This is a genomic window from Candidatus Manganitrophus morganii, assembly GCA_021651055.1.
Taxonomy (GTDB): domain Bacteria; phylum Nitrospirota; class Nitrospiria; order SBBL01; family Manganitrophaceae; genus Manganitrophus; species Manganitrophus morganii.
In genome coordinates, this window is the sequence record JAJHOH010000001.1 from 322590 (window position 1) to 336872 (window position 14283).

Genomic DNA, 14283 nt, shown 5'->3' on the forward strand with positions numbered 1-14283 from the left:
TCTTGCCGAGCCGTTCCATTCTTCCCGAGAAGGATCTACTCTCTCGGTGCCTACTCATATTGAAACCGTCCGATGATCTGTTTGAGCTGGGTCGCCATTCGCGCCAGATCTTCGGCCGCTTTTCGGGTGCCGCCGGCTCCCGCCGACGTCCCTTTGGCCGTGTTCGCCATACCGACCGTGTTCTGCGCGATCTCGGCACTTCCTTTCGCGGCTTCCGACACACTCTGGCTGATCCCGGTGGTGGTGACGGTCTGCTGCTCCACCGAACCGGCGATGGAAGTTTGAATGCCGTTCATTTGACTGATGATGGCTCTGATCTGATTGATGGCCGCCACGGCCTCTTTGGTATCGGTCTGAATCGATTCGATCTTCTGGCCGATCTCCTCGGTCGCCTTGCCGGTTTTCCTGGCAAGGTCCTTGACCTCGTTCGCGACCACGACGAAACCTTTCCCCGCCTCTCCGGCGCGGGCCGCCTCGATCGCCGCGTTGAGGGAGAGGAGGTTCGTCTGCTGGGCGATGGCGGTGATCACTTTGATCACATCCCCGATCTGGGTGCTGCTCTCCCCCAACTTTCCAATCGTGGCGTAGGTCTCCTCGGCAAGATTGACCGCCCGGGTTCCGACCTCGGCCGCCTCCCGCGTATTTTGAGAGATCTCTTTGATGCTGCTGTTCATCTCCTCGACGGAGGAGGAAATCGACTGCAGGCTGCGGCTGACCTCTTCCGCCGTGGCCGAAACCATATTGGCTTGGGTCGCCGTCTCCTCGGCGTTCCCGCTCATCTGCTGGCTGACCGAAACGATATTGTCGGAGGATTGCGAGAGAACATCCGAGCTGACCGAAATCGCTTTCACCGTCTCCCCCATCCGGTCGATCGCCCGGTTGAGGGCCTCTCCGATCTGGCCGATCTCGTCGCGAACCTCCACCTTGACCCGCCCGGTCAGATCCCCCTGGGCGATTCGATCGGTTACCTTCAGCGCCTGCGAGACCTGATTTTTCACGGACCGGATGACGACAAACGACAACACGCCGAGCAGAAAAATACATACGAAAACGACCAAAAAGATGAAGGCGAAGGAACGGGCCGCCTGTTTCTGATTTGCCCGCGCCTTCTCAAACGCTTCCCTCATCTCCTTTTTCCACTTCGCCGTTAATGCCTCCAATTGCCCGTTCACCTCCTTATACGATCCCTGCATCCGCTCCAGTATTTCGACGAGATTCTCTCCTTTCTCCTTACGAAGCATCTTAATCGACGCGTCCCGGGCGAGAATGTAATATCCGGTGAATCCCTGCTCCAGCCCCGCAAACGCTTCCGCGGCGGAGCGAATACCCTCTTTTCCACCCCGGAGTCGGTTCAAAAAAGTATCGCGAAGGGCGTCGACTTTTTCTACCGTCTCCATATCATCGGCGGCGACCGCGTCTTGCAAACTCCGCTGAATGTTCGCAAGGACCGTCTCAAGGTCGCGGCTCAACTCCAATGCGGGGAAGTATTCGTTCTCAATCTGCGTCATCAGATCCTCATCGGCGTTGCGGCCAAGCTGGGTAAAGAACAAAATGAGGAGAAACGCCGCCGTCGCCAATGACGGCATGAGGACAATCTTATGTGTGAATTTCAGGTGACGAAACACAATACCTCCTTTCTCGACGCTTACTCGAGCACCCTCACGACTTTTACGCCGTCGAGGGCAGTCCCTTCGGAAACATATCCGATGGCATCGGGATTCTCCCGAACAAAGGTAATGACCTCCCGGTCGGAGTTTTTCTCTACAGGCGGCACATCGCGGCCGGAAAAGATCTGCTTTTGCCAGTAGCTGATCACGGAATGGACCTCCTTGCCGTGAATCTCTTCCGTAAACCTGATTCTTGCCGGGGACGATTCGCTCTGATCGACCGGCAGGACTTTACGGCCGGTTTCCCAAGAGGAGGTCTTCTTCAAGAAATAATTTGAAATCTGAGTCTTCTTCAGCGTCGCCACGGGATTCGACGGGTGGACAATGATTTTGATGGATATGTCCCCCGCCTCAATGAGCGTCGCCATCAATGGAAATCCAAAAAGCAAGACCAAAAAAAACAGTTTCTTCATTTTTCTGCCTCTTTTTCAAAAGTTCAACTCACGGCCCGTTTCGGTTTTCAACAACGGAAGCGGGCGCCGATTACGATGAGGTTCTCTCCATCCATCTCAGCCTAGAAGCTGGTTGAAAGGCTGACGATGTAATACTTCACCTTAATCGGATCCATGAAAAGAGGCACAATCGGTTCCTCCGTATTGAGGGTCTTCACTTGATGCCCTTCCACTTTCAGAACCAGATCGGGTCGGAATTTATAATTCACGCCGACCGCATAATCTCTGTGCAGTTTAAGATCCATGAAGTTCAAACCAGGCACCACGACAGTGGGAAGATCCAGTGTCGCAATCTCAGCCATCACATTGAACTGGAATTTCCCGAGCCTTGCCCCGGCCAGGGCATAATAGTCCTGGAAGTCGTGATATTTTGAATCGCTTTTGCGATATTCCACCTGGAAGAGAAAATGCTCAAAATCGGCATCCAGCGAAGCATGCAGGTCTTTTTGGCTCTGCTTGTGACCGGGAGGGACGGTCGGGACATCATGGTCGACCGTGTGATTGCCGCCCAGGCCGAGTCGGAGGCCTTCGATCGGGGTCTGCAGCCAGAGTTGCGCGCCGAGCGCCGACTTGGAACGAACCGGCGTGACCACCCCATCGATCACGTAAACAAAGTCCCACTCCCCGGCATAGATTTCGGTCTGGAGTTCCCACGCACCGAGGGGAAGCGAGTGAGCAATCACACCGCCGTCGACGGTCTCGCTGGAAAAAGCCACCTCTCCATAGAACTGAGAGGCAGGGCGATAGAAGGGAAGAACGGTTCCGGCATCCATCACTTCATTGTAGATTCCGTTCGGGATGGGAATCTTACCGATTTTGATGATCACCGAGTCACTCAGCTGGTGTTGATAGTACAGCCAATCCATTTCCACTGTGTGATCGTCTGCGAGCGGACTCTCTCCCAACCGCTCATGATTCAGTTGGAGGACAAACGTATCCTTCGCGGTCATCTTGTAACGGAACATCAGTGCCGCCGTCCGATAATCGGTCGTCCCGTCCTGAGGAATTCCTAAAATCTGACCGCCGCTGGAGTTGGCATAGGCCTGCGTCAGATACCCATAGATCGAAAGGTTGGACTCTCCGATCTGGGCCGCCGAGGCGGTTTTCACAAAAAACATCCCTGCAATCGATAATGAGATGAAAAGGAACAGCCCCCAAGTCACTTTCGCCCCTTGCCGTTTCCGTTCCGATGCTTTCTTTGTTAAAGGCTGAATCCACTCCATGATGTTTCCTCCTAGTCGGTTCATGATGCTGCGGTTTATGCTCCTGTTGATTGCTTAGACAGAATTTCCTTGGCTGATGCGCCCGCCCCTTTGATGACCTCCTCGGTATTTAAGGCTAGAAAAATCCGGTCGTCCAGCTTATAGACGCCGTCGAGCACCAAAGCGAGCTGGGGGTCGACCGTCTCCGGAGGACGCTCGAAGAGGGCCGGCGTTACCTCGATCACGTCGCCGATCTGATCGACCAGGAGATTGACCGCCCCCTCCGCCGTCCGAATGACGACACTCATCGCTTCCATCCCGGCTGGACGCGGAGGAAAACCGAGGCGGTTTCTCAATTCCAGCGCCGTCACAATCTCACCGCGAAGGTTGATCAATCCGGCAATGACCGGCGGCGCCAGGGGGACCGGGGTGATCTCCTGGGTCGCAAAAATTTCTTGGACCCGCTCCACTTCGACCCCAAAGAAATGGTCTTCGATAAAAAAGGTGGCATACATCCGGTTTTGGTCATGGCGCCGGTCGGCCTTGGCGGCCCGGCGCTCGACGCCCTCCGGCGATCCCGCTTTTACCGTTCGCCGCGGCCCGATGCGGCGGAATGCTTCCGAACCGGTATCAAATTGTTCTTCGGACATTGCGCTCTCCCTTCTCTATGCCGGCGCCGGCCGATCCCCATCAGACATGCGCTTCCTTCTCCAACCATCCCGGCGCCACACTCTCGATGATCTGTTCCATGTCGAGAAGATCGGTGGTGAGGCCTTGAATGACCAGCGATCCGCGAACGCCGATCTTTCCGGCCGGCGCCGGATGAAGAATGACCTCTTCCTGAACCGTATCCAAAATCTGGCCGACCACCAGGCCGACGCTCTTTTTGTTTCTCGAAAAGAGAATTGCGGGAAGGGTCTCCCCCGCTCCGGTCGAGCCGTTCCCGATCACCCGATCGAGGCGGATCAACGGCAACAGATCGCCTCGATATTGAACCACCTCCCGTCCGGCGGCATGTTCGACCGCCGACGTTTTAAACTCTTCCAATCGTGTCACGAGCTTCAACGGAATGGCATACCGATCTTGGCCGGAAAGAGAAAAGAGCAAAAGGGTCTCTTGCGTCGCCTGCTCGACCGTCTCAACCTTTTCTTCGGCTTTGAGTTCGGAGCCGGCCGACATTTGGTGGAGCCCTCCCGCTTCGGCGATTCCCGACGCATCGAGGATCAGCGCCACGGTTCCGTCGCCGAGGATCGTGGCGCCTGCAAAGACGTTCAGCCCTTTCAGGTGGCGGCTGAGCGGCTTGACGACAATTTCTTCCCGATCGCTCACTTCATCGACCACCAACCCAAACGATTGGCCCCCCGCCCCCAAGACGATCACGTTCGTCTCCTCGGCCCCGGCGCCCTCTCCGGCATTCTCCGCAGACGGCCTCTTTTGTAACCGAAGAACGCGACCGAGACGGATGAGCGGAAGAAGTTCGCCGCGAAGCCGGTAGAACTCGGCGCCGTGGATCGTCTCGATCCGCTCGCCGGCCTCGACATCGATACGGACCAGCTCGATCAGATTCGCCTGGGGGATGGCGAACAGTTCCCGACCGCAGCGGACCATCAGGGCGGGGATGATCGCGAGGGTGAGGGGAATTCTCAGCTTCAGCAGCGTTCCCTGCTCAAGCCGGCTCTCGATCTCGATGGCGCCGCTGATCTTTTCGATGTTGTTGCGCACCACGTCCATCCCGACCCCGCGCCCGGAAACATTCGTCACCTTGTCGGCCGTGGAGAGCCCCGGAAGAAAGATCAGGTTCAGGGTTTCGGATTCGGTGAGGCCGGCCGCCGCCTCGGCCGTGATCAGCCCCTTCTCGATCGCCTTCCGTCTGACCTTCTCTCCGTCGATCCCGCCGCCGTCGTCGCGTATCTCGATGTTGATCTGCCCCCCCTCGTGATACGCATTTAAGAAAAGGGTTCCCTTCGGATTTTTCCCGCGCGATCTCCGGATCTCCCCGGTCTCGATGCCGTGATCGATTGCATTTCGGACGATATGGGTCAGGGGGTCCTTAATCGCCTCCAGAAGGGTTTTATCGAGCTCCGTCTCGGCCCCCTCCATCACCAGTTCCACCTCTTTCCCGTTGGCGTGCGCCAAATCACGAACGACGCGGGGAAACTGGTTCCAGACATTTCGAATCGGCTGCATCCGGGTGCGGGTCACGCTTTCCTGAAGCTGGGTCGTGATCAGATTCATCCGCTGAGCGATCCCGGCGTCGACCGCATTGTCCCGCTCACGCACCCGCTGAAGAAGTTGATTTCGAACCAAGACCAATTCACTCACGAGGTTCATCAATTTATCGAGGAGCCCGACGTCCACCCGGATCGTCGAGTCGGCCGCGGAAAGAGACTTGGAAGAGGAAGGGGCTTCTTTTCCCCCCTCGTGGGGCGGAGTGAGCTCCGCGGGCGGCGCGGCGACGCCCGGATTTCCGACCAGGAAGGCATCCAGCTTCTGCCGTATCGCCTCATAACTCCGATCCGGCTCCTGTAAGGTCGAACCGATGTGGGCCAGTATCTCTTTGATCGCATCAACCGCCTCCAGCAGGAGGTCGATCCCATCCGGGGTAACGATCATTTTCTTATCCCGCATCCGTACCAGGATGTTCTCGGCGCCGTGCGCCACATTCTCAAGCTTGGGCAGTCCCAGAAAACCGCAGGTTCCCTTGATGGTATGAATCGTCCGGAAGATGCTCGCGAGGAGGGCCCCGTTCGTCGGCTCCTTTTCCAAGGCGACGAACTCCTGATCGAGCCGCTCGATCCCTTCCGCGCACTCCACTAAAAACTCTCTTAAGATGCTCTCCTGCTCATCCATGAGGAACCCCCAAAACAGTGGCTCATTTCTCTCCCCCTCTTCTCATCGGCCGGAAGAGTTAAAATCTTTAACATTCCTGTAAATAGTGATTTGGCCGATGATCGGATCGATCCGATGAAAGTTCTGTATTTTCTCTAAGTGCGCCGCCTGGAGCCGGCTCTGCGCGGGGAGCAATAGAATCCCACCTACCGTTTTCAGATCCCGCGCCAGGGTCATCCCCTCTTTTAACTCTTCAAGCGATACTTTAACTTCATCCGACGAAATCGTCTCCTGGACCTTTTCGATAATTTCGCCAACAGCATGAACCACGACCGGATCAAAACGTTTCCCCCGCTCTTTCTCCAAGGCTTTCAGCGCTTCCGAAACGGAGGCGCGTCCGATCGCCACCGGAGGATTCAATAGGAGATCGAAAGTGTCGGACACCGCCACAATTTGCGACGGCAGGGGAATCATCTCCCCTTTCAAGCGGTCCGGGAATCCACTGCCGTCGTAATGTTCATGATGAGACCGGATGATCTGTCCGACCGGCTCCAAACGCTTAATCCGCTTGAGCGTCGCCTGTCCCAGAAGGGGATGCTTTTGCCAGAGCGCTTGCTCGACGGCATCCATTTCTTCTATTTTCTTTTTCGCGAGCGAATCGGGATAACCGAGGATTCCGCTGTCCATCAGCAGCGCCGCCGCCTCGCAGGTCCGTTGCTCCTCTTCCGGAAGGGCAAGATGCGCGGCAATTTCCTTGGACAAAATGGCCGCCCGTCGCGCATGTCCGACCAGCGCCGGGTTTTTCATCTCCATCAACCCCATAAACAGCTCGAGCATGTCCTGAAAGCCGGCTTCCAATTCCAGATTCTTCATCTCTAACGCTTTGGTCCGCTCCCGGACCTTCGATTCAAGGCTCCGGTTGATGTCGTAGAGCTCTTTGTTCTGCTCCTTGACCAATTCGTTCAGATTCCGGTTGGATTGGACCAGATCATAGTGACGGAGCGCCTCTCGGACCGTCAGGCGCAAGTCATCGTCGTTCCACGGCTTAGAGATATACCGGTAGATCTGACTCTGGTTGATCGCTTCGACCGCCGCCTTCATATCGGTATACCCAGTCAGCATGATTCGCATGATATCCGGGTTTCTCTCACGGACCTTTGCGAGAAACTCCGTTCCTTCCATCTCCGGCATTCGATGGTCGGAGACGATCAACGATACCGGTTTGGACGCGATGAGGCTCAATCCCTCTTTTGCGCTGACGGCGGTGAGAATTTCGTACGGCTCTTTTCGAAAGATCCGACGAAGCGCATGGAGAATATTCTCCTCGTCATCGACAAATAGAAGAAGGTGCTTTGCCCCCCCTCCAGACCCCTCTTCGCTTGGCTGGTTCATACCGACCTTTCCCGCTGGTTCATCAGATTCATCCCGATGCTCCGGCCGATTCATCGATCGGCAGGAGAAGACGGAATTTGGTTCCCTTGCCGACGGTGCTCTCGACCTCGATCTTTCCGTTGTGCTTCTGAACGATCCGATAGGACACCGACAGACCCAGCCCGGTCCCCTTTCCCACCGGCTTGGTGGTGAAGAAAGGATCGAAGATCTTCTTGACATGTTCTTCCGAAATCCCGCAGCCGGTATCCTCGATCTCTACGACGATCCAATCCCCTTCGACACGGCTGCGGATCCAGATCTTTCCCCGCTCGCTGATCGCATGCGTAGCGTTCACCAACAGGTTCATGAAAACCTGATTGATCTGCTGCGGATAGCAGAGAATCTCCGGAATCTCCCCCAGCTCTTTGATCACCTCGGCTTTGTACTTCAGCTCGTTCCAGACGATGTTCAGGGTGCTCTCGATCCCCTGGTTGAGGTTCATCCTCATCCGCTCCGCCCGGTCGACATGCGAGAACTCCTTCAGATCCTGTACGATCCGCCGGACCCGCTCCATCCCGTCGAGGGACTGCGCCACCAGCTGGGAGAGGTCTTCGAGGAGAAAGCCGACATTCACCTGCTTCGAAAGGGACCGAACCCGGCGCTTTTCCCCTTCAATCGCATCGGATTCTCCCCCCTCCACCGCGGTGAGGAGCGACTCGTAGCCGCCGACCAACTGCAGAAGGTCGGTCATGTACTCCTCCAGCGTCCTCAGATTGCTGCTGACGAAGCCGATCGGATTGTTGATCTCGTGCGCCACCCCCGCCGCCATCTGGCCGAGCGAAGCCATCTTCTCCGACTGGAGGAGGTAGGCTTGGGTTTCTTTCAGATCTTCATAGGCCCGCTGGAGGGCCTCTTCGGCCTGTTTGCGCTCGGTGATGTCTTCCGCAATTCCGGCGACGCGATACACCGCTCCCGCCGCGTTGCGAATCGGGAAGGCGCGGTCCCGTATCCACCGGATCGATCCGTCGGGACGGATGATCCGATATTGCAAATCGTATTCGCCGGTCGTCTGTTTCGGAAACGCCGCGATCACTCGCGCCCGGTCTTCGGGATGAATCGTGTCGAGCCACGCGCGCGGCTCTTCATAAAGTTTCTTGGGAGAAATTCCCCAGATCTCCTGATAGGCGGGACTGACGTAGATCATTTCGTTCTTGTCGGTCGAGGTCATCCAGAAAACCTCGCGGATGCTCTCGGCCACCTGCCGGAAACGCTCCTCGCTCTGCCGCAGCTTCTCTTCGGCGCGCCGCCGCTCGGTAATGTCCATCATCGCCCCGATCATTCGGACCGGCGCGCCGGCTTCATCGCGAACGATATAACCCCGGTCGAGGACCGTTGCATAGGTTCCGTCGCCGCGCCGGAAGCGGTACTCGCCCGACCAGAACTGGCCGCCGCGGTCGATCGCTTCATGAACGTCCGAGAGGATTCGCCGCTTGTCGTCGGGATGAATTCGGTCCGTCCAAGATTCGGCCCCCGGCTGAATCTCTTCGAGGCGCAAACCGAGGAGGGGGCCGAAATTCTCGCTCCACCAAAGGGCATTCGTGGTCAGATCCCAATCCCAGATGACGTCGTTGGTGGCGCGGGTGGCAAGCTGGAACCGCTCTTTGCTTTCTCGAAGCGCATCCTCCGCCCGTTTTCGCTCGGTGATGTCCTCCGAGATGCCGAGCAGATAAAGCGGTCTCCCCTCCTTGTCGTAGAGCGGTATCTTCCGGGTATGCAGAATCCGCGTCCCCCGGTGCCGGGTCTGGATCGGCTCCTCCGGAATATCCAGGAGTTTCCCCTCGCCGAACACCTGCCGGTCTTTGGAAGTGAAGAAATCGGCCTGCGCTTCCGGGAAGAGGTCATAATCGTTTTTTCCGATCAGTTCTTCTCGGGGATAGCCGAGCAGCGCTTCCCCCGCCTTGTTGAACCGCACGAACCGAAGCTCCCGGACCTCCTTGACGAAAAGCATGTTCGGAATGTTCTCGATGATCGAGTTGAGGAACGCCTCCGCGTTTCGCAACTCTTCTTCCGCTTGTTTCCGCTCCGTCACGTCTCGGAAGATCGCCCGGGTGATGACCGTCTTTCCATTTTCAATCCGAGGGTTGATGTTTCCCTCCACGGCAATCGGCCGGCCGCTTTTCGTCACGAAAACCATCTGCGCACTTCGGAGCGATTCCCCTTTCTTGATCCGCTCGAAAAGCGCTTCGCAATGGGTCTGGTTGTCGGGATGAAAGAGATCCGATAAGGTGAGATGGGGGAGATCTTCCTGTTCATAGCCGAGCGCTTCAAGCCAAGTCCGGTTTACAAATTGAAAACGGCCGTCCGGGGTCACGCTCTGAATCAGGTCATTCGCGTTTTCCAGGAAATCGAGCATCAGATCTCTGCTCTCATGAACGGCCTGTTCCGCCTTTTGCCGCTCGGTAATGTCTTCAACGACAAGAAGAAGTCTCGCCCTGTCTCCCTCGGTGTATCGGACACCCCGCATCGTGATCATCTGAAGCCGCCGGTCGCCCTTGAGATCATTAATATCGACGATCGTCTGGCATTGATGAACACCCCCTCCCAACACCTGCGTCGCCCATTCCGCCAGATCGGAAGTCGGCAACACCTCGAAAAGAGACCTTCCACGAAACTCTTTCTCGGGATCTCCCATCATCTCTCGGAACGCCAGGTTCGCTGAAATGATTTGTAGGTCCCCGGAAAGCAGGAGCATTCCGAGCGGCACACTGGAGATGACGTTTTGGAGGTGATCCTTGGCGGCGCGGATCGCTTGCTGGTCGGCGTGCCGGTAGGCGTCGATCGCCAATCCCATATCGAAGAAAACGACCTTCAACAGGGCGCGATACATCTCGATGAATTTCGGGGCATTTTCTCCGGAAGCTTGCCAGGCCTTCGGCAGAAGCTCCGAAAGATACTGCGCGTAGGTGCCGAAGTACCACTTCGGGGCCAAGCCGATGCGTTGGTGGGTCAGCCCGATTCGAAGACGATCTTGAACGTAAGCGTCGCCGTAATCGCCTGCGGTGAGTCGGTCGAAGTACGAGGCCAATGCCTGCTTGAGGCGCATAAATGTATCGGCATCAGGAAGGAGCGCGCGTGTCTCATCGAAAGAGAGGAGGTGGTCGTAGAAGGCATCCGCCAGGACCTGCTTTCCCCCTTGCTGTTCGTGAAACTCCTTCAGCAACGCCAAATCGCGATCTCCCAGCTTTAAGTAATCCCTTCGTCGATCCGCTTCCGCGCCATCGACTCCGATTTCTCTTACGATCGCCGCAATCGCTTTTTCGATACGCCGTTGATCCATTCCGTTCCGCTCCGAGGATTCTCTTTATTTCCTCTTCCGTCTCAAGCCGCTGTCATCGGCAGGAGAAGACGGAATTTGGTTCCCTTGCCGACGGTGCTCTCGACCTCGATCTTTCCGTTGTGCTTCTGAACGATCCGATAGGACACCGACAGACCCAGCCCGGTCCCCTTTCCCACCGGCTTGGTGGTGAAGAAAGGATCGAAGATCTTCTTGACATGTTCTTCCGAAATCCCGCAGCCGGTATCCTCGATCTCTACGACGATCCAATCCCCTTCGACACGGCTGCGGATCCAGATCTTTCCCCGCTCGCTGATCGCATGCGTAGCGTTCACCAACAGGTTCATGAAAACCTGATTGATCTGCTGCGGATAGCAGAGAATCTCCGGAATCTCCCCCAGCTCTTTGATCACCTCGGCTTTGTACTTCAGCTCGTTCCAGACGATGTTCAGGGTGCTCTCGATCCCCTGGTTGAGGTTCATCCGCATCCGCTCTCCCTGGTCGACGTGCGAGAACTCTTTCAGATCCTTGACGATTTGACGAATCCGTTCCATCCCGTCGAGGGACTGCGCCACCAGCCGGCAGAGGTCTTCGAGGAGAAATCCGACATTCACCTCTTTCTCGAGTGATCGAACCCGCTTCCGCTCGACTTCAACAGCGTCACCCTCTCCCAGTTCCACCACGGCGAGGAGCGACCCATAACCTGAAATCAATTGGATCAATTCGGCCATATACTCCTCGAGCGTCCTCAGATTGCTGCTGACGAATCCGACCGGATTGTTGATCTCGTGCGCCACCCCCGCCGCCAGTTGACCGAGCGACGCCATCTTCTCGGACTGAAGCAGATGGGCTTGGGCGGCATGTAACTCTTCTTCCGCCCGTTTGCGCCTGGTAATATCACGGGAATTGATAATGCCGATCACGGCACCGGAATGGTCTCGGTGGCCCCTTCCCATCGATTCGAGCAAGCGCCACGACCCGTCCCGGTGCCGAAACCGGAACTCAACCAAAAAAGCCTTCTCAAGCTCCTGGGAACCCTTTCTGACGGCCTCCATCAGAGGGGGGATGTCGTCCGGATGAACGCACTGAAAAATGTTCTGTCCGACCAACGCTCCCTGCCGATACCCCAGCACCCGCTCCACGGAGGGGCTGTCGTAAAGAATCCCCCCCATCACATCGATCACCGTGATAATGTCCGACGAATGCTCGATCAGCGACTGGAAGTAGTCCTCATTTTGCCGCAGCGCCGCCTCGGCCCACCTCCGTTCCCGCCGTTCGGCCGCTTCACGCAGTTCCCGATCGACGGCGGGAATCAACCGCTTGAGATTCCCTTTCATGACATAGTCGTTCGCCCCGTTCCGCATCGACTCCACCGCGGTGTCCTCGCCGATCGTTCCGGAGACGAAAATGAACGGGATATCCAGCCCCCTCTTCCTCAGCAAATTCAAGGCGGCCACCCCGTTGAAGTGAGGCATGGAGTAATCGCTGAAGGCAATGTCCCAGCTCTGCCGATCCAACGCCGCCGTCATCGCCTCCGGTGTCTCTACACGTTCATAGGTCGGATCATAGTTGCCCCGGCGCAACGCGTCGATCAACAACTCGGCGTCTTCCGCCGAATCTTCAATCACCAATACTTGCAGCGGCTTCGTCACATCCGTTCCCACGTTTTACCTTCCAAATGCCAAAAACGCCTGTTTCACCCTTATTCCTTTCTTTCAGCCAACGCCCCTTTCAACCGGCCGATCGCCTGTGCGTGGAGCTGACAGACCCTCGATTCGGTCACCTTTAAAACCTGTCCGATCTCTTTCATCGTCAACTCGTCGAAGTAGTAAAGCGAAATCACCTGCCGCTCTTTCTGTGGAAGGTGATCGATCGCCTGGACCAGCCGATCTCGAAGCCCTTGCGCAAGCAAGGAGAGAAGCGGATTTTCCGCGTTGAGGTCTGCCAGCGACTCGATAAACCGGCGCTCATCTCCCTCTTCCAACCCGACATTTTCCAGATGGAGCAGGCTGATCCCCTTCGCCTGAAAAAGAAAGGCGTCGAACTGAGCGGCGTCCATCTCGAGAGCCGCCGCAATCTCTTCTTCGGAGGGGACGCGTCCCAGGTCCTTCGACAGCTTCTCGAGGGTCCGCTGAAACAGCGTGACCTTTTCCCGGACCGACCGCGGCATCCAATCGAGCGATCGAATTTCGTCCAACATGGCGCCGCGGATTCGAAATTCCGCATAGGTTCGAAACCGGGCCTCCCGCGACGGATCATACTTGCCGATAGCGTCCATCAGCCCGATCACCCCCGCGTGAATTAAATCCTCCACATCCAACGAAGGAGGGAGGCGAAACGCCAGCCGTTGCGCCAGGTATCGAATGATCGGCGCAAATTCCGAAATCAGCTTTTCGGCGGACGCCGCGTCGATGGGGGGGACGGGCTTGCGTCGGGTGGCCGACTCTTTATCCGGGGCCATTTGGCATCCCTCTGTCCTAGTCCTTCATCCCCCCGCCGGATGGGGCCCGCGGGCGCTCCGTGTTCTGGAACAAAAACGACTTCCAGAGAAATTGAACGTTCCCCTTCGGAATCGGGCTGACCGGACGCTGAAGGATCTCCCGGGCCAGTTCGGCGAATCGAAGACTTGACCGGGCGCTCGGATAACGTTCCACGACCGTCTTCTGCTCGCAGACCGCCATCCGCAGATAATCATCGTAAGGAATGGCGCCGACATAGTCGACGGCAACCCCCAGAAACTGATCGGCGACTCTGCTGAGTTTTTTGAAGATCTCTTTTCCCTCTTGCGCTCCCCGAACCATGTTCACCAGGAGATTGAATCGTTTTTCATGATGCTGCCGGGACAACACCTTCATCACCGCGTAGGCGTCGGTGATCGACGTCGGCTCTGGGGTCGCCACCACCACAATCTCCTGCGCGACGGTGTTGAAGTAAATCACGTTGGATGAAATGCCCGCCGCGGTATCAATCAGAAAGATGTCGACTTCTTCTTCGAGCCGGTCGAGCTCGGAGAGGAGGATCAGCTTCTGCTCCGCGGTCAATTGGGTCATTTCCTCCGTTCCCGAGCTGGTCGGAAGGATCCGGATCCCCGCCGGACCCTGAACCATGATCTCCGAGATCGACTTCTCTCCCAGAAGAACATGCTCCAACGTGTAGGGCGGGACAATGCCGAACAGGACATCGACATTTCCCAAGGCCAGATCGGCATCCAAGATCAGAACCCGTTGCCCCAGTTGGGAGAAAGCCACGGCGAGGTTCGCGACGACGTTCGTCTTTCCGACCCCCCCCTTCCCGCTCGTGACGGCGATGACCCTCGGCTGCCGGGGCGCCCCGGAAGAACCCTCCGCCCATTTCCTTAACGTCCTTGCTTGATCCATTTTGTTGTCCTTTTCCGTAGGGGGCGCTCCGATGTGACCGCCCTGGGGCGG

At 57.0% G+C, this 14283-nt stretch carries 10 protein-coding genes and 1 pseudogene; all 11 read right to left on the bottom strand.

What is annotated here, in order from left to right; all coding sequences use genetic code 11:
• Nucleotides 1-50 precede the first annotated feature (50 nt).
• Nucleotides 51-674, bottom strand: coding sequence for a methyl-accepting chemotaxis protein (locus MCM46_01455; GenBank protein MCG3110464.1), 624 nt, complete (start codon nucleotides 672-674; stop codon nucleotides 51-53).
• Nucleotides 675-920: 246 nt separating this feature from the next.
• Nucleotides 921-1127: pseudogene (locus tag MCM46_01460) on the bottom strand (hypothetical protein).
• A 518-nt stretch (nucleotides 1128-1645) separates the two neighbouring features.
• Nucleotides 1646-2080, bottom strand: coding sequence for a hypothetical protein (locus tag MCM46_01465; protein MCG3110465.1), 435 nt, complete (start codon nucleotides 2078-2080; stop codon nucleotides 1646-1648).
• Nucleotides 2081-2181: 101 nt separating this feature from the next.
• Nucleotides 2182-3342, bottom strand: a complete 1161-nt coding sequence (locus MCM46_01470) for a hypothetical protein (protein MCG3110466.1) — start codon at nucleotides 3340-3342, stop codon at nucleotides 2182-2184.
• A 35-nt stretch (nucleotides 3343-3377) separates the two neighbouring features.
• Nucleotides 3378-3971 (bottom strand): chemotaxis protein CheW, encoded by a 594-nt coding sequence (locus MCM46_01475; GenBank protein MCG3110467.1) that lies wholly within the window; start codon nucleotides 3969-3971, stop codon nucleotides 3378-3380.
• A gap of 40 nt (nucleotides 3972-4011) precedes the next feature.
• Nucleotides 4012-6171, bottom strand: a complete 2160-nt coding sequence (locus MCM46_01480; protein MCG3110468.1) for a chemotaxis protein CheW — start codon at nucleotides 6169-6171, stop codon at nucleotides 4012-4014.
• A gap of 42 nt (nucleotides 6172-6213) precedes the next feature.
• Nucleotides 6214-7542, bottom strand: coding sequence for a response regulator (locus tag MCM46_01485; GenBank protein MCG3110469.1), 1329 nt, complete (start codon nucleotides 7540-7542; stop codon nucleotides 6214-6216).
• Nucleotides 7543-7570: 28 nt separating this feature from the next.
• Entirely contained in the window at nucleotides 7571-10858 is a 3288-nt protein-coding gene (locus MCM46_01490; GenBank protein ID MCG3110470.1) for a PAS domain S-box protein, read from the bottom strand.
• Nucleotides 10859-10899: 41 nt separating this feature from the next.
• Nucleotides 10900-12519 (bottom strand): ATP-binding protein, encoded by a 1620-nt coding sequence (locus MCM46_01495; GenBank protein MCG3110471.1) that lies wholly within the window; start codon nucleotides 12517-12519, stop codon nucleotides 10900-10902.
• 38 nt (nucleotides 12520-12557) lie between these two features.
• Entirely contained in the window at nucleotides 12558-13316 is a 759-nt protein-coding gene (locus MCM46_01500) for a FliA/WhiG family RNA polymerase sigma factor (protein ID MCG3110472.1), read from the bottom strand.
• 16 nt (nucleotides 13317-13332) lie between these two features.
• Entirely contained in the window at nucleotides 13333-14232 is a 900-nt protein-coding gene (locus MCM46_01505; GenBank protein MCG3110473.1) for a MinD/ParA family protein, read from the bottom strand.
• Between the last annotated feature and the right edge of the window lie 51 nt (nucleotides 14233-14283).